Annotated in this window: 18 protein-coding genes; 14 read left to right on the forward strand and 4 right to left on the reverse strand. The window is 72.3% G+C overall.

The features are described from left to right. Position 1 precedes the first annotated feature (1 nt). The 3 genes from QM782_RS12535 to QM782_RS12545 form a co-directional block, all read right to left on the reverse strand. A complete protein-coding gene (locus QM782_RS12535; RefSeq protein ID WP_415203242.1) occupies positions 2-2455 on the reverse strand; it encodes a TonB-dependent siderophore receptor in 2454 nt (817 codons plus the stop codon). Between the two features lie 131 nt (positions 2456-2586). After that, positions 2587-3735, reverse strand: a complete 1149-nt coding sequence (locus QM782_RS12540; RefSeq protein ID WP_415203243.1) for a FecR family protein — start codon at positions 3733-3735, stop codon at positions 2587-2589. 410 nt (positions 3736-4145) lie between these two features. Continuing rightward, entirely contained in the window at positions 4146-4685 is a 540-nt protein-coding gene (locus QM782_RS12545; protein WP_415203244.1) for an RNA polymerase sigma factor, read from the reverse strand. A gap of 288 nt (positions 4686-4973) precedes the next feature. On the opposite strand from QM782_RS12545, the gene QM782_RS12550 reads away from it, so the two are divergent. The 6 genes from QM782_RS12550 (at position 4974) to QM782_RS12575 (ending at position 11626) form a co-directional block, all read left to right on the forward strand. Further along, a complete protein-coding gene (locus QM782_RS12550) occupies positions 4974-7178 on the forward strand; it encodes a TonB-dependent hemoglobin/transferrin/lactoferrin family receptor (RefSeq protein WP_415203245.1) in 2205 nt (734 codons plus the stop codon). 244 nt (positions 7179-7422) lie between these two features. Continuing rightward, complete coding sequence (locus QM782_RS12555) at positions 7423-7746, forward strand: hypothetical protein (RefSeq protein ID WP_415203246.1); 324 nt, start codon at positions 7423-7425, stop codon at positions 7744-7746. Continuing rightward, positions 7743-8798, forward strand: coding sequence for a hemin-degrading factor (locus QM782_RS12560; protein ID WP_415203247.1), 1056 nt, complete (start codon positions 7743-7745; stop codon positions 8796-8798). The genes QM782_RS12555 and QM782_RS12560 overlap by 4 nt, the downstream gene beginning before the upstream one ends. Positions 8799-8982: 184 nt before the next feature. After that, positions 8983-9825: a heme/hemin ABC transporter substrate-binding protein gene (locus QM782_RS12565; protein ID WP_415203248.1), complete on the forward strand. Its 843-nt coding sequence runs from the start codon at positions 8983-8985 to the stop codon at positions 9823-9825. Beyond that, on the forward strand, positions 9822-10868 hold the full coding sequence (locus tag QM782_RS12570; protein ID WP_415203249.1) for a FecCD family ABC transporter permease: 1047 nt from the start codon (positions 9822-9824) through the stop codon (positions 10866-10868). Before QM782_RS12565 ends, QM782_RS12570 begins: the two co-directional genes overlap by 4 nt. Beyond that, on the forward strand, positions 10865-11626 hold the full coding sequence (locus QM782_RS12575; protein WP_415203250.1) for a heme ABC transporter ATP-binding protein: 762 nt from the start codon (positions 10865-10867) through the stop codon (positions 11624-11626). The genes QM782_RS12570 and QM782_RS12575 overlap by 4 nt, the downstream gene beginning before the upstream one ends. A gap of 21 nt (positions 11627-11647) precedes the next feature. Here the strand turns inward: QM782_RS12575 and QM782_RS12580 are convergent, their stop codons facing one another. Next, positions 11648-12469: a pyruvate, water dikinase regulatory protein gene (locus QM782_RS12580; protein ID WP_415203251.1), complete on the reverse strand. Its 822-nt coding sequence runs from the start codon at positions 12467-12469 to the stop codon at positions 11648-11650. A 227-nt stretch (positions 12470-12696) separates the two neighbouring features. On the opposite strand from QM782_RS12580, the gene ppsA reads away from it, so the two are divergent. The 8 genes from ppsA (at position 12697) to QM782_RS12620 (ending at position 21481) form a co-directional block, all read left to right on the forward strand. Beyond that, on the forward strand, positions 12697-15087 hold the full coding sequence (ppsA, locus tag QM782_RS12585; RefSeq protein WP_415203252.1) for a phosphoenolpyruvate synthase: 2391 nt from the start codon (positions 12697-12699) through the stop codon (positions 15085-15087). 22 nt (positions 15088-15109) lie between these two features. Beyond that, positions 15110-17377 carry a VC_2705 family sodium/solute symporter gene (locus QM782_RS12590; RefSeq protein WP_415203253.1) on the forward strand — a complete coding sequence of 756 codons (2268 nt, stop codon included), beginning with the start codon at positions 15110-15112 and terminating at the stop codon, positions 17375-17377. Positions 17378-17470: 93 nt separating this feature from the next. Further along, positions 17471-17842: a 30S ribosomal protein S6 gene (gene rpsF, locus QM782_RS12595; RefSeq protein WP_415203254.1), complete on the forward strand. Its 372-nt coding sequence runs from the start codon at positions 17471-17473 to the stop codon at positions 17840-17842. A 43-nt stretch (positions 17843-17885) separates the two neighbouring features. Continuing rightward, positions 17886-18209 (forward strand): primosomal replication protein N, encoded by a 324-nt coding sequence (priB, locus tag QM782_RS12600; protein ID WP_415203255.1) that lies wholly within the window; start codon positions 17886-17888, stop codon positions 18207-18209. Next, complete coding sequence (gene rpsR / locus QM782_RS12605; protein WP_415203256.1) at positions 18196-18480, forward strand: 30S ribosomal protein S18; 285 nt, start codon at positions 18196-18198, stop codon at positions 18478-18480. The genes priB and rpsR overlap by 14 nt, the downstream gene beginning before the upstream one ends. Positions 18481-18492: 12 nt before the next feature. Continuing rightward, positions 18493-18945, forward strand: coding sequence for a 50S ribosomal protein L9 (gene rplI, locus QM782_RS12610; protein WP_415203257.1), 453 nt, complete (start codon positions 18493-18495; stop codon positions 18943-18945). Positions 18946-19127: 182 nt separating this feature from the next. Continuing rightward, positions 19128-20528, forward strand: a complete 1401-nt coding sequence (gene dnaB / locus QM782_RS12615; protein ID WP_415203258.1) for a replicative DNA helicase — start codon at positions 19128-19130, stop codon at positions 20526-20528. After that, a complete protein-coding gene (locus tag QM782_RS12620) occupies positions 20528-21481 on the forward strand; it encodes a threonine/serine dehydratase (RefSeq protein ID WP_415203259.1) in 954 nt (317 codons plus the stop codon). The genes dnaB and QM782_RS12620 overlap by 1 nt, the downstream gene beginning before the upstream one ends. Positions 21482-21496 lie beyond the last annotated feature (15 nt).

Below are 21496 nucleotides of genomic sequence, written 5' to 3' on the forward strand. Positions count from 1 at the left end.
GTCAGAAGTCCATCGATGCCGAGAGTTGCACGGTGCGCGGCGCGCCCAGCCCGCCCGACAGGCCCGAGTCTCCCGAGCCCTGCCACGAACCGCCCCAGTAGGCCTTGTTGGTCAGGTTGTCGATGCTGGCCCGCAGCACCACGGGCCGCTGGGCCACGCGCAGGGCGTAGCGCGCGCCCACGTCCAGCGTGGCGTAGGACGCGAGGGACAGGCGGTTGTCCGCCGTGGCGTAGCGCCGGCCCACGTGGTTGACGCGGCCCGTCAGCGTCAGGCCCTGCACGGCGGCCACGTCGTATTCGGCGCCCAGCCGCGCGATGAAGTGCGGCACGCCGGTGGCCTGCCTGCCGTCGTTCAGGCCCCGCAGCTGCTTGCGCAGCGTGGCGTCGATGTACGACACGCCGCCCAGCACGCGCAGGCCGCGCTGCACTTCGCCGAACACGCTCACGTCCACGCCGCGGTTGCGCTGCTCGCCGCTGGCGGCGTAGATGTTGGTGACCGGGTCGGTGTAGGCGCTGGGCTTGGTGATCTGGTAGAGGCTGGCCGTGGCGGCCACACGTCCGAAGTCGTACTTGGCGCCCACCTCGTACTGCTTGGTCTTGAAGGGCGCGAGCGTCTCGTAGGCGTTGGCGGCGGTGGCCGGCGCGGTACCGCCCTGGCTCAGGCCCTGGATGTAGCTGCCGTAGACCGACAGCTGCGGCGTGAGCTTGACCAGCAGCGCGGCCGAGGGCGACAGCGCCGATTGGTCGTAGGTCACCGTGCGCGCGCCCGTGGTGGCGTTGATGCTGGCGGTCTTGACCTTCTGGTGGCGCGCGCCCAGCGTGAGCTGCACGGTGTCGCCGAGGAAGGACATGCGGTCGGCCAGCGCCACGCCGTCCAGCTCGGTCCTGGAGGTCATCGGCACGCCGCTGGTGGAGAAGCCCGCCAGGTCGGGCATGGCGCCGTAATTGAGCGCGTAGATGTTGGTGCTGGCCGTGAACTGCCGGTTGACCACCCCGTATTCGCTCTGGTAGCCGGTGAACGCCAGCGACCAGGCGTGGTCCACCGGCCCCGTGCTGAACTTGCCGCGCGCGCCCACCTCGCCCGAATGCACCACCTGGTGGTAGTACTGGCGCACCAGCGTGGCGCTGATGCCGCCCGCGTCGTTCGCCAGCGTGCTGCGGCTGATGAGCGCGTCGTAGCTGCTCTCGCGCCGCCCGAACGCCGCGTAGGCCGTCACGTTGTCGGTGATGTCCCATTCGGCGCGCGCCAGCGCCGTGGTGGCGGTGTTGATGTTGAAGAACCAGGGCGCGGCCAGGTTGGTGCTGCCGTCGAACGGCGCGGGCAGCCGCGTGACGCCGGCGGCGATGGTGCCGATGCCGAAATAGTCGATGCCGTCCAGGCGCTCGCGCTGGCGGTAGAGGTCCGCCGACACGCGCACGCGCTCGCTGCGCCAGTCCAGGCCCAGCGCGCCCAGCGCCATCTTGTGCTGCTGGTCGTCCACCGCCGTGTCGCCGTCGCGCACCACGCCGTTGAAGCGGATGCCGAACTGCTTGCGCTCGCCGAAGCGCCGGCCGATGTCGGCATGCAGGCCGAACTGGTTGTCGGACTCGTAGGTCGTCGTCAGCCGCGTCAGCGGCTCCTCGCCCGCGCGCTTGGGCACGATGTTGACGCTGCCGCCCACGCTGCCGCCGGGCGTCATGCCGCTCAGCATGGCGGACGGGCCCTTCAGCACCTCAACGCGCTCGGCCATCTTGGTCGAGCCGCGCTGCATCGGTGCCATGCCTGCCAGGCCATTGAAGGTGATGTCCGAACCGGAGATGGAAAAGCCGCGCATCAGGAACGACTCCTGCAAGCCACGCTTTTGTGCCACGTAGACCGAGGCGTCGGTGGCGGCGATCACGGCGCCGATGTCCGTGGCCTGCGTGTCGTTGATGAAATCCTCGGTGTAGGCGGCCGTGCTGAACGGCGTCTCCATGAAATCCATGTTGCCCAGCAGCCCGAGCCGGCTGCCGGTGGCCACCTGTCCGCCCGCATAGGCTTGCGGCAATCCGTCGGCACGCCCGGCCCCGGCCGTCACGGTGACGATCGGAAGAACCGATTCACCGCCCGCTTGTGACGCCTGTTGCACGGTCAGCACGCCGTCGCGGGCGGTGCCGGCCAGGCCGCTGCCGGCCAGCAGCCGGTCCAGCGCCTGCTGCGCCGACAGGCTGCCGGAGACGGCGGGCGCCGTCCTGCCGGCCAGCAGCGCGGGGGTGGCCACCAAGGTGGTGCCGGTCTGGCGCGCCAGTTCGGCCAGGGCCTGCGCCAGCGGCTGCGCCGCGATCCGGACGGCCACCGGCGCGCCGCCGCCCGCCGGCTGCTGGGCCTGCGCCGCCGGCAGGGCGCCGAGCGCCAGCAGGGTGGCCAGCGCCACCGGCGCGATGGCGAAACGGGCGCCGGGGCGGCGGGGCGTGAGCGGGCGGGGGGATGTGCGCATGGGGGATCCTTTTCCTGGGGGCAACCGGTTTGCCACGGGGCGTGGCCCGGGTTCACTGCAGGAGACGGATCGGCCGGGCCGACCCTGATGTGCGCCGCGCTGTTTTTTCCGCCTGCGCTTGCGTGGGGGGCTCAGCGCGGGCCGGCCACGATCTCCACGTCGCCGCCGCGCCGCTCCAGCCGCACCGGCAGCACTTGCGGCAGGGCCTGGACGAAGGCGCCGGGGTTGCGCAGGTCCACGCTGGCCGTGATCGGCAAGCGGCCCACGGCGGCGTCGTGCAGGCGCACGCCGATGTCGCCGTAGCGGGCGATCTCGGCCAGTACCTGGGCGAGCGGCGCGCCGTCGAAGTCCAGCCGCTGGCGGCGCCAGCCGGCGATGGCGCCGGCCGCCACCTGGGAGACGGGGCCGAGGCGGCCCTGGGCATCGGCCGCCACGGCCTGGCCGGCGACGATCTCGACCGCCTGGGGCGCGGCGGCGGTGCCGGCCCGGTTCGACGCGACGCGCACCCGGCCCTCGATCACGGCCACTTGCACGGCCTGGCTGCCCTGGGAGGGGGTGTAGCGCACCGAGAACTGGGTGCCCAGCACCGTGACGCGGGCGGCGCCGGCCAGCACGTCGAAGTGCCGGGACCGGTTGGGCTGCACGCGGAACAGCACCTGGCCTTCGGGCAGGCGCACTTCGTGCCGTTGGCGGTAGAGCGTGACCTCGACCCGGGTGGCGGTGTCCAGCACCAGCCCGCTGCCGTCGGGCAGGGCCACGTCCAGGCTGCGGCCGCGCTCGGTGGCGTAGTGGCGGCTGAACACGGGCTGGCCCTGCCAGCGGTTCCAGCCGAGCCAGCCGCCCAGCACGCCCAGGGCGGTGGCGGCGGCCAGGGCCTGCGCCAGGCGCCGGCGGGCCGGGTGGGCCGGCGGTGGGGCGGGCGCCGCGCCGGCCTGGGCCTGGCGGGCCACGTCGCGGGCCGACGAGGCGGCCGCGGCGTCGATGGCCACGGCGGCGCGCAGGCGCGCCTTGCCGGCGGGCGGTATCGCGTCGAGCGCGCTCCAGACGCCGGCCAGGTCCTCGTAGGCGGCGCGGTGCGCGGGGGCGGCCGCCAGCCAGGCCTCGAATTCGGCGCGCGCCGGGGCGTCCAGCCCGTCGGCGGCGCGCACCGACCAGCGCAGCGCCTCGAACTCGGCGGGCGGCAGGTGGTCGAGCAGGGCATCGTCCAGCGGCGGCTGCGCGCCCGCGCCGTCCTGGGCCGGTGCGGCCGGGGGTGGCGAAGGGGCGTGCGGGGCGGTCATGGCGCGTGGCGGCTCGTGGCGTCGTTCTCCCAATGATGACGGATCAGGCGCCGGGAACCTGATGGGCGGCCCGCGAAAATCCCGGCCGCGCCGAAACGAACCACCCTCGGTCTCCGTGCTGCGGGCTGCGCCGACCCCTTCAGGGGTGGAGGGCCGCGGCTCCAGGCCTGCCGGCGCAGGCCCGGACGGCCCGACGAGTCGGCTCCCCAGGGGCCGCTGTGGCCTGCAAGGCACGCCTGCGCTCCGGCAGAGCCGGTCCGCGGTGGCCGCTGGCATGGCCTGTCGTCCGCGGCCTGTCGGGCCGCTGCCTGCGGCCCGGTTCCGTGCGCTGCGGGCGGCGCGCCGGCGCCGTGGCGAACCGAAGGGTGGCGAGAAGCGGGACGGGGGCCGGCGATGGCGGGACGGGCCGGCTACGCGCCGTCCTGTCCGGCGCCGGGCCCGCAGGCGCCGGCCGCGGCCGTCTCGCGGCGCGGGCGCTCGTCGCCCAGGGCCTTGCGGCAGGCGGCGACGGCGAGCATGACGTGGCGCTCGACCATGTTCAGGCTCACGCCCATGCGGGCGGCCACCTCGGCCTGCGGCAGCCCGTCGATCCGGTGCAGCACGAAGGCCTCGCGGCAGCGCAGCGGCAGGTTCTCGATGGTGTGCACCAGCAGGCGCATGCGCTGGCGGCCGGCGTAGCGCGCCTCCGGCTGGTCGGCCGGCGGGGCGGGCAGTTCGGCCAGGGCCTCGTCGCCGGCGTGGCCGCGCACCTGCAGCTGGCGGTGGCGGTCGATCAGCAGGTTGCGCGCCACCGCGTACAGCAGCGCGCGCAGGTTCTGCACCGGCTGCCCGGCGGCCATCCTCGCCAGCACGCGGTCGAACGTTTCCTGCACGAGGTCCTGCGCCTCGTGGGGGTCCTTCACCGCATGGGTGAAGAACTTCAGCAGGTCGTCGTAGAACTGGGCTTGCACGGCGGGCCCCAAGAGGGGGAAGCGGGAGAGGCCATCGGGATGGCGGTGAGCTGGGCGGCTGCAGGATCCGCGGCAGGGCGGCGCGGCGCATTGTAGTGCGCTCAATAAGAATCACTCTCGTTCTCGTGGCGCGCCCGCCACGGCTGTCGCGAGCACGGGGGCGCGCAGCGTCTGCCACGGTCTTGTTGAGAATGGCTCTCATATAATCCACCCGTTGCCAGCCACCCCTCCTGGTCCGCCAGTGCCGGGCACGCCAGCGCCGTTTCCTTTCTGCGAAGGCTGGCCAACGTGCATTCCTCCTCTTCTTCCCTCTCGACGCTCGCACTGGCCGCTGCCACGGCCTGCCTGGCGCCCGCGTTCGCCCAGCAGCCGCCCGCCGCGGGTGCGCTGAAGGAGGTCGTGGTCAGCGGCTCGCGCAGCGAGCAGGACCCCGACCTGCTGCCGCAGAGCATCGACGTGATCGGCGCGCAGCAGATCGAGCAGCGCCAGATCGGCGACATCCGCGATCTGGCGCGCGACCTGCCCAACGTCTCCGTGCAGCGCGCGCCGGCCCGCTTCACGATCGGTGCGCAGACTGGCCGCGACGGCAACGCCGGCTTCAACATCCGCGGCCTGGACGGCAACCGCGTGCTGATGCTGGTCGACGGCGTGCGCCTGCCGCGCAGCTACATGTTCCAGAGCGAGACGGCGATCGGCCGCGACTACCTGGACATCGGCCTGGTCAAGCGCGTCGAGGTGGTGCGCGGCCCGACCTCGGCGCTGTACGGCTCGGACGGCATCGCCGGCATGGTCAACTTCATCACCAAGGAGCCGGCCGACTTCCTGCGCGACGGCCGCGCGCTGGGCGGCCAGGCGCGCCTGGGCTACGAGGGCGACGTCGATGGCTGGCGCGCCGGCGCCACGCTGGCCGGCCGGCCGCGCGCGGGCGTGGAATGGCTGCTGTCGCTGGACGGCAGCCGCGCGCACGCGCTGGACAACCAGGGCAGCGTGGACACCGCCGACACCGACCGCACCACGCCCAACCCGCAGACCGACAAGGGCCGCGCGGCGCTCGGCAAGCTGGTGCTGCGGCCGGACGGGCGGCAGAAGCACGTCATCACCGCCGAGCACGTGGACAGGCAGTCCGACTACGAGCTGCTGTCCAACATCGCCAAGCCGCCGCTGGCGCCGACCTCGGTGGTCGGCGCCAGCGCCCGCACCGACATGCGCCGCAATCGCCTGGGCTGGGACGGCAGCTGGCAGCTCGACGCGCCCTGGGCCGAGCGCGTGCAGGCCATGCTGGCCTGGCAGGACGCGCGCGGCAACGAATACCAGTTCCAGGACCGCAACACCGCCGCCGACCGCAGCCGCAACAGCTTCTACCAGGAGCGCGCGCTGCAGGCCAACCTGCAGGCCGGCACCACGCTGCGCAGCGCCGCGGGCACCGTGCAGCGCCTGACCTACGGCCTGGACGCCACGCAGCTGCGCGTGGAGAACCTGCAGACCGGCACCACGCCGCCGGCCGGCGAGAGCTACCCGCTCAAGCGCTTCCCCGACACCAAGGAGAAGAGCTACGCGCTGTACCTGCAGGACGAGATCGTGCTCGGCCGCTGGAGCATCACGCCCGGCCTGCGGCACGACCGCTTCGAGATCGACGCCAGCCCCGACGGCTACACCGCGCCCACGCCGCCGGTCTCGCTCAGCGGTTCGGCCACCTCGCCCAAGCTGGGCGTGGTGTTCCGGGCCGACGATGCGTGGAGTGTCTACGGCCAGTACGCGGCCGGCTTCAAGGCGCCGACGGCGGGCCAGGTCAACGGCTTCTTCGCCAACACCGTCGCCAACTACCAGAGCATCGCCAACCCGAACCTCAAGCCCGAGAAGAGCCAGAACCTCGAGCTCGGCCTGCGCGGGCGGCTGCAGAACCTGCGGCTGGACCTGTCGGTGTTCACCAGCCGCTTCAAGGATTTCATCGAGGACAACCAACTGGTCGGCGGCAGCTTCTCGCCCGCCGATCCGGCGGTGTTCCAGTCCGTCAACGTCGCGCGCGTCAAGCTCGACGGCTTCGAGATCAAGGGCGAGGCTGAGTTCGGCCGCGTCGGGCCGGGCCGGCTGTCGATGCCGTTCGCCTACGGCCGCACGCGCGGGCGCGACCGCGACACCGGCCAGCCCATCAATTCGGTCAACCCCGAGCGCGTCAACCTCGGCCTGGCCTATGACTGGGGCCCGCTGGCCGCGCGACTGGACGCGACCTACCGCGCCGCCAAGAAGCTGCGCGACATCGACGTCAGCGGCCTGGCCACCCAGTTCGCCACGCCCTCGGCCACCACGCTGGACCTGACGGCGCAGTGGCGCATCCGGCCCGACCTGCGGCTGACGGCCGGCATCTACAACCTGACCGACCGCAAGTACTGGAACTGGTCCGACGTGAACGGCGTGTCGTCCACGCTGGCGACGCTGGACGCCTGGACGCAGCCCGGCCGCTATGCCAAGCTGACGCTGGTCGCCGATTTCTGAGAAGCCGTGCACGAACAACTCCCCATACCGACGCGGGTCGCTCGATGAGCGTCCGCCCGCATCGCCAACGCTGTGCCGGGGGGCTCGCCCTTCGGGCCGGGGCACGCCAGGCCGCATGCGGGCGTCGCGGTCCCCGCCCTGGCGCCCGCCAGGGTGGCGGCCTGCGCCGGTGGCCCGGCGCTCCCCGTCGTGGGCGCGGTCGATCCATTCTCAGCTTCTGACCATTCGCACCGAGGGTCCCCCCATGGCTTGCCACGATCCATTCCCTGCCGCCGGCCATGCCGACGAAGAGTACGGCCTGCCCGGCGCCGAAGCGCTGCTGGCCGGCACGCTGGCGCTGATGACCGGCCACGCCCAGGCCTGCTGCGCCGGCCAGCGCGCGCTGATGGCGCGCAAGGTGGCCGACAACCTGGACGCGCTGGCGCGGCACGCCGGCCTGTCGGCCGAGTTCCGCAGCATGGCGGTTGGCCTGCAGCGCCGCTGGGACGAACAGGGCCGCGGCAGCGACCACGCGGTGCGGCTGCCGCCCAGCGTGCTGTGGCACCGGCCGCCGGAGCGGCTGCAATGAGCGCTGCCGTCCGCGCGGCCTTCGCCGCCGCCCGCCGGCAGGGCCTGCGCGCCAAGGACGCCGCCGCCGCGATCGGCCTGAGCGAAGGCGCCGCCGTCGCCGCCCACCAGGGTGCGCACGGCGAGCCGCTGCGCGCGCGTGCGCTGCACGGGCCCTGGGTCACGCTGCTGCAGGGCCTGGAAGCGTGCGGCGAGCTGATGGCGCTGACGCGCAACGAGGCCGTGGTGCACGAGAAGACCGGCTGCTACGTGAACGTCACCGGCGGCGACGCCATCGGCCTGGCGCTGGGCGAGGCGATCGACCTGCGGCTGTTCTTCGACCGCTGGCACGCCGGCTTCGCGGTCGAGGAGGCCGCCGCCGACGCCGGCAAGCCGCCGCTCGCGAGCCTGCAGTTCTACGACCGCCACGGCACGGCGGTGCACAAGGTGTTCCAGCGCCCGGGCAGCGACGCCGCCGCCTGGGCCGCGCTGGTCGAGCGCTTCGCCGCGCCCGGCCCGGCGCCGGACTTCGCACCGCCCGCCGCGCCCGAGCCGCCGCGGCCCGATGCCGAGATCGACGCGGCCGGCCTGCGCGAAGCCTGGGCCGCGATGACCGACACGCACCAGTTCTTCGGCCTGCTCAAGCGCTTCGGCGCCGAGCGCCAGCAGGCGTTCCGGCTGGTCGAGGGGCGCTTCAGCGAACGCGTGCCGGCCAGCACCGCGCGCACGCTGCTGGACGCGGCGGCGGCCGACGGCACGGCCATCATGGTCTTCGTCGGCAGCCCCGGCTGCATCCAGATCCACACCGGGCCGGTGGCGCGCATCGTTCCGCTGGAGCGTGGCGGGGCGCGCTGGCTCAACGTGCTGGACCCGGGCTTCAGCCTGCACCTGCGCGAGGACATGGTCGACACGGCCTGGGTCGTGGCCAAGCCGACCGACGACGGCACCGTGACCTCGGTCGAGCTGTTCGACCCTGCCGGCACGCTGATGGCCATGTTCTTCGGCGCGCGCAAGCCCGGCCAGCCGGAACTGCCGGCCTGGCGCGCGCTGGTCGCCGGGCTGCCGCGCGCATGAGCCCCGTCCGGCCGCCCGAAGGGGTTCGCACCGCAGTTCGTACGGGCGCAGGTCGTCCAGTGAGTACCGCCGGGCCACCCCGAGGTGCGCGCACCGCTGCCTGGATGGGCGCAGGTACTCCAGTGCGCCTCGTCCGGCCGCCCGAAGAGGCGCGCACCGCAGCCCGTACGGGCGAGGTGGTCCAGTGAGGCGCAGGAGGCTGCTCGGCGGGCTGGCCGGCGTGCCGGTGCTGGCACTGGCGCAGCCGCGTCCGCCGCGCCTGGTCACGGTCGGCGGCGCCATCACCGAGACCGTCTACGCGCTGGGCGCCGAAGCGCTGCTGGTCGGCACGGACACCACCAGCCTGTACCCGGCGGCGGCCCAGCGCACGCCCAAGGTCGGCTACATGCGCCAGCTGTCGGCCGAGGGCCTGCTGTCGCTGCGGCCCGACTGGGTGGTCGCCAGCGCCGAGGCCGGCCCGCCCGTGGTGCTGGACCAGGTCCGCAGCGCCGGCGTGCGCGTGGAACTGGTGCCGGCGCGCCACGACTGGAGCGAGGTGCTGCAGGTGGTCGATGCCGTCGGCCGCGCCTGCGCGCGCGAGGCCGAGGCACGCGCGCTGGCGCAGCGCCTGCAGCGGTCGTGGGATGACGTGCGCCAGCGCGTGGCCGCCGCGCCGCGCCGCGCGCGTGTGCTGTTCGTGCTCTCGCACAGCGCCAGCCCGCAGGTGGCGGGGCAGGGCACGGCGGCCGACGCGGTGATCGGCTTCGCCGGCGGCGTCAACTGCCTGTCGGGCTTCGCCGGCTACCGGCCGATGACGGCCGAGGCCATGGCCGCCGCCGCGCCCGACTGCGTGCTGACCACTTCGCAGAGCCTGCAGGCCCACGGCGGCGCCGAGCGCTTCTGGGCCCGGCCCGAACTGGCGCTGACGCCGGCCTACGCGCGCCGCGCGCTGATCGCCATGGACGCGCTGGAACTGCTGGGCATGGGGCCGCGGCTGCCGGCGACCGTGGCCACGCTGCACCAGAAGTTCCAGGCGCTGGCTTCTTGACCGCGCCGGCCCGCCGCCTGCCGCCGCGCCTGGTGCTGGGCCTGGGCGCGGCGCTGCTGCTGGCCGCCCTCGTGCTCGGCGCCGCCCGCGGCGCCTTCGCGATCACGCCGTCGCAGCTGCTGCAGGTGCTGTGGGACATGGTCCGCGGCGTGCCCGAGCCCAGCCGCGAACAGCTGGTGTTCGCCTCGATCCGGCTGCCGCGGCTGCTGCTGGGCGTGGCCGCCGGCGCCGGCCTGGGCCTGTCCGGCGCGCTGATGCAGGGCCTGTTCCGCAACCCGCTGGCCGACCCCGGGCTGATCGGCGTCAGCAGCGGCGCCGCGCTGGCCGCGGGCGCGGCCATCGTGCTCGGCCAGCTGTGGTGGCCGCAGGCGTCGCGCGCGCTCGGCAGTGCGCCGCTGGTGCTGGCGGCCTTCGCCGGCGGCCTCGGGGTGACGGTGCTGATCGTGCTGCTGGCACAGACCGCGCAGGGCACCCAGGTCGGGCTGATGCTGCTGGCCGGTATCGCCGTCAATGCGCTGGCCGGCGCCGGGCTGGGGCTGCTGAGCTTCCTGGCCACCGACGAGCAGCTGCGCAACCTGCAGTTCTGGCTGCTCGGCAGCCTGGGCGGCGCACGCTGGAGCGCCGCGGCGCTGGTCGGCGCGCTGGTGCTGGCGGCCGGCGCCGCCGGGCTGGGCTGCGCGCGGCCGCTGAACGCGCTGGCGCTGGGCGAGGCGCAGGCCGCTCTGCTGGGCGTGGACGTGGAGCGGCTCAAGCGCCGCATCGTGCTGGTGACGGCCGTCGCGGTCGGCGCCGTCACGGCTACCACCGGCGTGATCGGCTTCGTCGGCCTGATCGCGCCGCACTGGGTGCGGCTCGCGGCCGGGCCGGACCACCGCGTGGTGCTGCCGGCCTCGGCGCTGCTGGGCGTGGCGCTGGTGCTGCTGGCCGACCTGGTGGCGCGCACCGTGCTGGCACCGGCCGAGCTGCCGCTGGGCGTGCTGACGGCCGCGCTCGGCGTGCCGCTGTTCCTGCTGATGCTGCGGCGCATGCGGGGGCGGGTGTGACCGGCTTCGCCTGCGAGGGCGCGGCGGCGCTGGTCGGCGGCAAGACCCTGCTGCAGCCGACCGACCTGCGGCTGGTGCCGGGCCGCGTGACCGCCATCCTCGGGCCCAACGGGGCCGGCAAGTCCACGCTGCTGGCGCTGCTGTCGGGCGAACGTCGGCCCAGCCGGGGCCGGGTGCTGCTGGACGGCCAGGACCTGGCCGGCATGGCGCCGGCCGCGCTGGCGCTGCGTCGCGCCGTGATGGCGCAGGAGGCGCCGGTCGCCTTCGATTTCCTGGCGCGCGAGGTCGTCGAGCTGGGCCGCTACCCGCACCGGCTGCGGCCTTCGGCGGACGAGGCCGGCATCGTCGCGCAGGCCATGCGCGACACCGGCGTGGCGCACCTGGCGGACCGGGTGTTCAACAGCCTGTCCGGCGGCGAGAAGGCGCGCGTGCACCTGGCCCGCGCGCTGGCCCAGGGTGGCCGCTGGCTGCTGCTGGACGAACCCACCGCCGCGCTGGACCTGGCGCACCAGCACCAGGCGCTGCAGCTGCTGCGCCGCCTGGCGCACGCGCAGGGCCTGGGCGTGGTGCTGGTGCTGCACGACCTGAACCTGGCGCTGCGCTACGCCGACGGCGCGGTGCTGCTGGCCGATGCCGCGCTGCAGGCCGCGGGACCGGTGCGCGAGGTGCTGACGCCCGAGCGCGTGCTGGCGGTCTGGGGCGTGCAGTGCAGCGCGGCTGCGGCGGGCGACGGGATGCTGCAGTACCTGTTCGGCTGAACGGCCGCGCCGCGCGGGTGTTCAGTAGATCAGCCGCTCCGGCCGCACTTCCTGCAGGATCGTGGTCGCGATCTCCTCGATCGACTTGGTCGTGGTGCTGAGCCAGCGGATGCCGCTGCGGCGCATCATGGACTCGGCCGCGGCCACCTCCATGCGGCAGTTCTCCAGCGAGGCATAGCGCGAGTTCGGCCGGCGCTCGTTGCGGATCTCCGCCAGCCGCTCCGGGTTGATCGTCAGGCCGAACAGCTTGCCGCGGTGCGGCACCAGCGCCGGCGGCAGCTGCTTGCGCTCGAAGTCCTCCGGGATCAGCGGGTAGTTCGAGGCCTTCAGGCCGTACTGCATGGCCAGGTACAGCGAGGTCGGCGTCTTGCCGCTGCGGCTCACGCCGACCAGGATCACGTCGGACTGCTGCAGGTCGCGGTCGGACTGGCCGTCGTCGTGCTCCAGCGAGAAGTTGATCGCGGCGATGCGGTCGTTGTACTCGCGGCTCTTGCTGATGTCGGAGAAGCGGCCCACGCGGTGGTGCGACTTGATGCCCAGCTCCAGCTCCAGCGGCCGCACGAAGGTGCCGAACATGTCCAGCAGCATGCCGTGGCAGTGCTGCTCGAAGAACTGAAGCACCTCCACGTTCACGATGGTGGTGAACACCAGCGGCTTGCGGTTCTCCAGCTCGGCCGTGTGGTTGATCTGGCGCACCGCCTGGTGGGCCTTGTCGATGGTGTCCACGAACGGCAGGCGCACGTGGCGCGTCTTCATGTCGAACTGCGCCAGGATCGCGTTGCCGAAGGTTTCGGCCGTGATGCCCGTGCCGTCGGAGATGAAGAATACGGTGCGGGTCGTCATGTGCGCTCCATGGATTGCGGAAGATTGTGCAGGAACCGTGCCTGCACCGGCGCGGGGCTGCGGGCCCCGCCCCTACAATGCCTGTCGATGTCCAGCATTTTCACCATGTGGCGTGCGCGCATACAGCAACGACAACGACGTTGCGCCGCCGGCATGGGCAGCGCCGCTGGCGGCGGGGTGTCCCGCGGGCGGCGTGCAGACGGTTTCACAACCTTTGGAGCTTTCCCATGTCTGCACTCTTTGAGGCGACCGCCCTGGTCGTACCGTTTGAGAACCTGAGGATGACCGACGTCGAGGCGGTCGGCGGCAAGAACGCCAGCCTCGGCGAGATGATCTCCCAACTGCCCCAGGGCGTGCGCGTGCCCACGGGCTTCGCGACCACGGCCCACGCCTTCCGCCAGTTCCTGGCCTACGAAGGCCTGTACGAGCGCATCAGCAAGCGCCTGGCGGCGCTGGACGTCGAGGACGTGCGCGCGCTGGCGGCCGCCGGCGCCGAGATCCGCGGCTGGATCGAGGCCCAGCCGTTCCCGGCCGACCTGGAGCAGGGCGTGCGCGAGGCCTTCGCCCAGCTGTCCGCCGGCAACGAGCAGGCCAGCTTCGCCGTGCGTTCCTCCGCCACCGCGGAAGACCTGCCGGACGCTTCCTTCGCCGGCCAGCAGGAGACCTTCCTGAACGTGGTCGGCATCGAGGCCGTGCTGCACAAGATGAAGGAGGTGTTCGCCTCCCTCTACAACGACCGCGCGATCAGCTACCGCGTGCACAAGGGCTTCGCGCACGACGTGGTGGCGCTGTCGGCCGGTGTGCAGCGCATGGTGCGATCCGACCAGGGCGCGGCCGGCGTGATGTTCACGATGGACACCGAGTCGGGCTTCGACCAGGTGGTGTTCATCACCTCCAGCTACGGCCTAGGCGAGACCGTGGTGCAGGGCGCCGTCAACCCCGACGAGTTCTACGTGCACAAGCCCATGCTGCAGGAAGGCCGCAAGGCCGTGATCCGCCGCAACCTGGGCAGCAAGCTGATCCAGATGGTGTTCGCCACGCCCGAGGAGAAGGCCGCCAGCGGCAAGCTGGTCAAGACCGTCGACGTGCCGACCGAGCAGCGCAACCGCTATTCGCTGACCGACGCCGAGGTCGAGCAACTGGCCCGCTACGCGCTCGTGATCGAGCAGCACTACGGCCGCCCGATGGACATCGAGTGGGGCAAGGACGGCACCGACGGCCAGCTCTACATCCTGCAGGCGCGGCCCGAGACCGTGAAGAGCCAGCAGGCCGGCAAGGCCGAGCAGCGCTACAAGCTCAAGGGCCGCAGCGCCGTGCTGGCCGAAGGCCGCGCGATCGGCCAGAAGATCGGCACCGGCCCGGTGCGCGTGGTCGAGGGCATCCACCAGATGGACGAGGTGAAGCCCGGCGACGTGCTGGTGACCGACATGACCGACCCGAACTGGGAGCCGGTGATGAAGCGCGCCAGCGCCATCGTGACCAACCGCGGCGGCCGCACCTGCCACGCGGCCATCATCGCGCGCGAACTGGGCATCCCGGCCGTGGTCGGCTGCGGCGACGCGACCGAGCGGCTCAAGACCGGCACGCTGGTCACCGTCAGCTGCGCCGAGGGCGACACCGGCCGCATCTACGACGGCCTGCTGGAGACCGAGGTCACCGAGGTCGAGCGCGGCGCCATGCCCGAGATCAAGACCAAGATCATGATGAACGTCGGCAACCCGCAGCTGGCCTTCGACTTCTGCCAGCTGCCCAACGGCGGCGTGGGCCTGGCGCGGCTGGAGTTCATCATCAACAACAACATCGGCGTGCATCCCAAGGCCATCCTGGACTATCCGAACGTCGATGCCGACCTGAAGAAGGCGGTCGAGTCCGTGGCGCGCGGCCATGCCTCGCCGCGTGCGTTCTACGTCGACAAGGTGGCCGAGGGCGTGGCCACGATCGCCGCGGCCTTCTGGCCCAAGCCGGTGATCGTGCGCCTGTCGGACTTCAAGTCCAACGAGTACCGCAAGCTGATCGGCGGCAGCCGCTACGAGCCGGACGAGGAGAACCCGATGCTGGGCTTCCGCGGCGCGGCGCGCTACATCAGCGCCGATTTCGGCGAGGCCTTCGCGATGGAGTGCCAGGCCTTGAAGCGCGTGCGCGCCGAGATGGGCCTGAGCAACGTGCAGATCATGGTGCCCTTCGTCCGCACCCTGACGCAGGCCAGGCGCGTGACCGAGCTGCTCGGCACCTACGGCCTGAAGCGCGGCGAGGACGGGCTGAAGCTGATCATGATGTGCGAGGTCCCCAGCAACGCGATCCTCGCCGACGAGTTCCTGGAGTACTTCGACGGCTTCTCGATCGGCTCGAACGACCTGACCCAGCTGACGCTGGGCCTGGACCGCGACTCCGGCCTGGAACTGTTGGCCGCCGACTTCGACGAGCGCGACCCGGCCGTGCAGGCCATGCTCAAGCGCGCGATCGAGGCGTGCAAGCGCAAGGGCAAGTACGTCGGCATCTGCGGCCAGGGGCCCAGCGACCACCCGGACTTCGCCCAGTGGCTGGCGGACCAGGGCATCGAATCGATCTCGCTGAACCCGGACACCGTGGTCGCGACCTGGCAGCGCCTGGCCGGCTGACCGCCTGCTCGAGCGGCGCGGCGTGGCAGCCCTGGATTCCGCCACCGCGCCGCGCCCGCGCACCGGCCTGCGCATCGGCCTGCTGGTGCTGTGGGCGGTGCTGTCGTTCGGCGTCGTCTTCTTCGTGCGCGACCTGGGCGCGGTCGTCGCCGGCTGGCCGCTGAACTACTGGTTCTGCGCGCAGGGCGCGGTGTTCGGCTTCATCGCCATCGTCGCCACCTACGCCTGGGTCCGCCGCCGGCACGATGCGGCGCCGGCCATGGACCTGGGCCGCCTGCACCGTATCTTCGCCCTGTACGTGCTGTGCCTGCTGCTGTTCCTGGCGGCGATGGCGCTGGCCGAGCGCGCCGGCCTGCCGCGGCCCTGGATCGGCGCGATCTTCCTGTTCGCCAGCCTGGCGCTGTACGCCGCCATCGGCATCTTCTGCCGCACCTCGGATGCCGAGGAGTACTACGTGGCCGGCCGCCGCGTGCCGCCGCTCTACAACGGCATGGCCACCGCGGCCGACTGGATGAGCGCGGCCTCGTTCATCAGCCTGGCCGGCGGGCTGTACCTGCAGGGCTTCTCGGGCTCGGAGACACAGGCCGGCGGGCTGGCCTACATCATGGGCTGGACCGGCGGCTTCTGCCTGGTGGCGCTGCTGATCGCGCCGGCGCTGCGCCGCGCGGAGATCTACACCGTGCCCGACTACTTCGCGCAGCGCTTCGGCGGGCGCTGGCCGCGCGTGCTGGCGGCGCTGGCGGCGGTGCTGTGCTCGTTCACCTACGTGGTCGCCCAGATCTACGGCGTGGGGCTGATCGCCTCGCGGCTGACCGGCGTGCAGTTCGAGATCGGCATCCTGCTCGGGCTCGGCGGCGTGCTAGTCTGCAGCTTCCTGGGCGGCATGCGGGCGGTGACCTGGACCCAGGTCGCGCAGTACGTGCTCCTGATCCTGGCGTTCCTGATCCCGGTGTCCTGGCTGGCCTACAAGCAGCTCGGCAATCCGGCCGCACCCTTCGTCTACGGCCCGCAGCTCGGCCGGATCGCGCAGCGCGAGGCCGCGCTGGCGGCATCGCCGGCCGAGCGCGCCGTGGTGGCCGAGTATGCGCGCCGCGCCGACGCCTACGAGGCCATGCTGCGCGACGTGCCGGCCGCGCTGGCGCGCGAGCGCCAGCAGGCCCGGCAGCGGCTGCAGCAGCTGCGGGCCGAGGGCGCCCCGGAGGGCGAACTGGCGGACGCCAGCCGGGCGCTGAACGTGCTGCCCGCGACCGAGCAGGCCGCACGCGAACGCTGGACGCGCGCGCTGGCCGAGAACCAGGAGCGCGCCCGCCCGCTCGGCGGCGTGGCGCCGATGGGCACGCCGTTCGGCGGCGATCCGCAGGGCTCGCCGGCCGAGCAGGCGGCGTTCTCGACCGCGCGGCTGAACTTCCTGGCGCTGATGTTCTGCCTGATGCTGGGCACGGCAGGCCTGCCGCACCTGCTGACGCGCTTCTTCACGACGCCCTCGGTCGCCGACGCGCGCAGCTCGGTCGGCTGGTCGCTGCTGTTCATCGCCTTGCTCTACATCGCGGCGCCGGCGCTGGCGGTGCTGGTCAAGTACGAGGTGCTCAGCGAACTGGTCGGCAGGAGCTTCGACGACCTGCCGGCCTGGATCGCGCAGTGGGCACGGGTGGATCCTTCGCTGGTCTCGGTGGCCGACGTCAACGGCGACCGCGTGCTGCAGTTCGCCGAGATCCGCCTGGGCGCCGACATCATCATGCTGGCCACGCCGGAGATCGGCGGGCTGCCCTACGTGGTCGCCGGCCTGGTGGCGGCCGGCGGGCTGGCGGCCGCCCTGTCCACGGCCGACGGCCTGCTGCTGACCATGGGCAACGCCTTCGCGCACGACCTGTACCTGCGCGGCGGCCGGCGGCGCGTCGGCGCGATCTACAGCGTGGTGCTGTCCAAGTTCGCGCTGCTGATGGTGGCGCTGGCGGCGGCCTACGTGGCGGCCTGGCGCTCGGCCGACATCCTGTACCTGGTCACGGCCTCGTTTTCGCTGGCGGCCTCGACCTTCTTCCCGGCGCTGGTGGCCGGCATCTTCTGGCGCCGCGCCACGCGCGCGGGCGTGGTGGCCGGCATGCTGTGCGGCGCCGGCGTCACGCTGGCCTACATGCTGGCGCACCATCCGCTGGCGCGCGGCTGGCTCGGCTTCTCGGGCACGGGGCTGTGGTTCGGCATCCAGCCGGCGGCGGCCGGCGTGTTCGGCTTTGCCGCCGCCGTGCTCGCGATCGGGTTGGTGAGCTGGCGCACGCAGGCGGGCCGGCTATAATGCTCGGCTTTGCCTTGCCACACCGCGGTTGACGCCTTGCGGGTGGCTTCGGCCCCGGCCTTGCGCCGGGGCCCCGATCCTCAAGGAGAGTCCATGCGTCATTACGAGATCATCCTCATGATCCATCCGGATCAGAGCGAACAGGTTCCGGCCATGCTGGAGCGCTACAAGTCCATGATCACCAGCGGCGGCGGCAAGATCCACCGCGTGGAAGACTGGGGCCGCCGTCAACTGGCCTACATGATCAACAAGCTGGCCAAGGCGCACTACCTGTGCGTGAACATCGAAGCCGGCCAGGACGTGCTGAACGAACTGGAGCATGCCTTCAAGTTCAACGATGCCGTGCTGCGCCACTTGACGGTGCAGACGCGCAAGGCCGAGACCGGCCCGTCGTCCATGATGAAGACGGTCGAGCGCGAGGAAGCGCGCAAGAGCGCGCAGGCCGAGGCCGCCAGCCAGCATTGAGGACGGCACGGCAGCAGCCCCCCGTGCGCCGCGCAGCGCAGGCATGAACCACCTGCTGCTGACGGCCTCGATCGCCGAACTCAAGGCCCTGCGCTACACCCCCGCCGGATTGCCGGCGCAGGATCTGGTGCTCGAACACGAGTCCCAGGTCGAGGAAGCAGGGCAGAGCCGGCTGGTCAAGGCGACGCTGCGGGCCGTGGCCTTCGGCGCCGTGGCCGAGCGGATGCGGCAGCAGGCGGTCGGCAGCAGCTGGCGTTTCGCCGGCTTCGTCGCCAACCAGCGCGCCGGCAAGGGCCTCGTGCTGCACGTGCAAGAGTTTCAACCAGTTTCAACCGAATCATCAGGAGCCCACCATGGCCGGACCTAGGCGTTTCAACAACAAGGACAAGCGTCCCAAGCGCAACACCCAATCGCTGCTGTTCAAGCGCAAGCGCTTCTGCCGCTTCACCGTGGCCGGTGTCGAGCACATCGACTACAAGGACATCGACGTCCTGCGCGACTTCATCGCCGAGAACGGCAAGATCATCCCGGCGCGCCTGACCGGAACCCGCGCCTTCTACCAGCGTCAGCTGAACACGGCCATCAAGCGCGCCCGCTTCCTGGCGCTGCTGCCGTACAGCGACCAGCACCGCATCTAAGGAGCGCAGACCATGCAAGTCATTCTGCTCGACAAGGTCGTGAACCTCGGCAACCTGGGCGAGATCGTCAAGGTCAAGGACGGCTACGCCCGCAACTTCCTGATCCCGACCGGCCGCGCCCGCCGCGCCACCGAGGCCGCCAAGCAAGAGTTCGAAGCGCGCCGCGTCGAACTGGAGAAGGCCGCCGCCGCCAAGCTGGCCGAAGCCCAGGCCCAGGGCGAGAAGCTGTCCGGCACCACCGTCAAGCTGACCCAGAAGGCCGGCGTGGACGGCCGCCTGTTCGGCTCGGTGACCAACGCCGACATCGCCGAAGAGCTGGAAAAGCTCGGCTACAAGCTCGTCAAGTCGCAGGTGCGCATGCCCAGCGGCCCGATCAAGATGGTCGGCGACAGCACCGTCAGCGTCTCGCTGCACACCGACGTGCTGGTCGAGATCGGCGTCTCCGTCTACGGCGAGACGGCCTGACCGCCCGTCCCCGCGCGAAGCCGCCAGGCGCAAGCCCGGCGGCTTTTGTTTTTCCGGGGGCCGTCTGCCCACAGGCTGCCAGCAGGCGGCCCACCGCCGCTCCACCGCTTATGCACAGCCTTGTCCCATGACGCGGCGAGGCGGGGGGCGTAGCATCCCGCGCTTGCCTTCGAGGACCTCCGATGTCTGCCATGTTCTCCATCGACGACGATCCGCAGGACCGCCAGATCGCGCAGCTGCGCGTGCCGCCGCATTCGATCGAGGCCGAGTCCAGCGTGCTCGGCGGCCTGCTGCTGGACAACGCCGCCTGGGACCGCATCGGCGACGTGCTCAAGGACACGGACTTCTACCGCTACGAGCACCGGCTGATCTTCTCCTCCGTGCGCGACCTGGTGAACGCCAACAAGCCGGCCGACGTGATCACGGTCTACGAGGCGCTGCAGTCCGTCGGCAAGGCCGACGACGTGGGCGGGCTGGCCTACCTGAACGCGCTGGCGCAGTTCGTGCCCAGCGCCGCCAACATCCGGCGCTACGCGGAGATCGTGCGCGAGCGCTCCATCCTGCGCAAGCTGGTCACGGCCAGCGACGAGATCGCCACCGCGGCCTTCAACACCCAGGGCCGCGCGGTCGAGAAGATCCTGGACGAGGCCGAGCAGAAGATCTTCAACATCGGCGAGGAAGGGGCGCGCAACCGGCAGGGCTTCCAGGCCATGGAGTCGCTGGTGGTGAACCTGCTGGATCGCGTGCAGGAGATGGCCGACCACGCCAACGACATCACCGGCGTGCCCACCGGCTTCTATGACCTGGACCGCATGACCTCCGGCCTGCAGCCCGGCGACCTGGTGGTGCTGGCGGCGCGCCCGTCCATGGGCAAGACCGCGTTCGCGGTCAACATCGCCGAGCACGTAGCGCTGCACGAGGGCCTGCCGGTCGCGATCTTCTCGATGGAAATGGGCGCTGCCCAGCTGGCCGTGCGCATCGTCGGCTCGATCGGCCGCGTCGACCAGAGCCACCTGCGCAACGGCCGGCTGACCGACGACGAATGGCCGCGGCTGACCGAGGCGATCGAGAAGCTGCGCAACATCTCGCTGCACATCGACGAGACGCCCGGCCTGTCGCCGAGCGAGCTGCGCGCCAACGCGCGGCGGCTGGCGCGCCAGTGCGGCAAGCTCGGCCTGATCGTGGTCGACTACCTGCAGCTGATGAGCGGCTCGGGCGGCAGCGACGAGAACCGCGCCACCGAGCTCGGCGAGATCTCGCGCGGCCTGAAGATGCTGGCGCGCGAGCTGCAGTGCCCGGTCATCGCGCTGTCGCAGCTGAACCGCAGCGTGGAGCAGCGCCCGGACAAGCGCCCGATGATGAGCGACCTGCGCGAATCCGGCGCGATCGAGCAGGACGCCGACATCATCATGTTCATCTACCGCGACGAGTACTACACCAAGGACGCCTGCAAGGAGCCCGGTGTGGCCGAGATCATCATCGCCAAGCAGCGCAACGGCCCGACCGGCACCGTCAAGCTCGCGTTCCTGCGCAACATCACCAAGTTCGAGAGCCTGGCGGCCGGCTCGGACGACGGCTACTGATGCCGGCGGCCGTCACGCGCGCGGACATCGCGGCCGCGCACGCGCGCCTGCGCCAGGGCCCTGCCGGCTTTCTGCGGACCACGCCGCTGTGGCGACTGCCCGGCGCGGCGCTGGGCCTGGGCTGCGCCGAGGTCTGGCTCAAGCTCGAGCAGCTGCAGGTGTCGGGCAGCTTCAAGGCGCGCGGCATGCTGCACCGGCTGCTGGCGCAACCCATCCCCGCGGCGGGCGTGGTCGTGGCCTCCGGCGGCAATGCCGGCATCGCCACGGCCGCGGCCGCCCAGGCCCTGGGCGTGCGCTGCGAGGTGTTCGTGCCGCGCATCTCTTCGCCGGCCAAGCAGGCGCGCCTGCGTGCGCTGGGTGCCGAGGTGCGCGTGGTCGGCGCGGCCTATGCCGAGGCCCTGGCCGCCTGCCTGGCGCGCCAGCGGGAGACCGGTGCGCTGCTGACCCACGCCTACGACCAGCCCGAGGTCGTGGCCGGTGCCGGCCTGCTGGCGTGCGAGATCGAGGAGCAGGCCAGCGGCCTGCCCGACAGCCTGCTCGTCAGCGTGGGCGGCGGAGGCCTGATCGGCGGCATCGCCGCCTGGTGCGCGGGCCGCTGCCGCGTCGTCGCGCTGGAGCCGGCCCTGGCGCCCACGCTGTTCCGGGCGCGCGAAGCCGGCGCGCCGGTCGACGTGGACGTCGGTGGCGTGGCTGCCGATGCGCTGGGCGCCAGGCGCATCGGCGACATCGGCTGGCGCGTCGCGCAGCAGCATGTGCAATCCGCCTTGCTGCTCGACGACGAGGCCATCCGTCAGGCCCAGCAATGGCTGTGGCGCGAGCTGCGCCTGGCCGTCGAGCCCGCCGCCGCGCTGGGCCTGGCGGCGCTGCAGAGCGGTGCCTATGTGCCGCGTGCCGACGAGCGCGTCGGCCTGGTGCTGTGCGGCGGCAACGTGGACCCGGCCACCCTGGCCTGAAAACTAGAATCCGCC

It is taken from the genome of Pseudorhodoferax sp. (assembly GCF_047601025.1).
Lineage (GTDB): Bacteria > Pseudomonadota > Gammaproteobacteria > Burkholderiales > Burkholderiaceae_C > Pseudorhodoferax.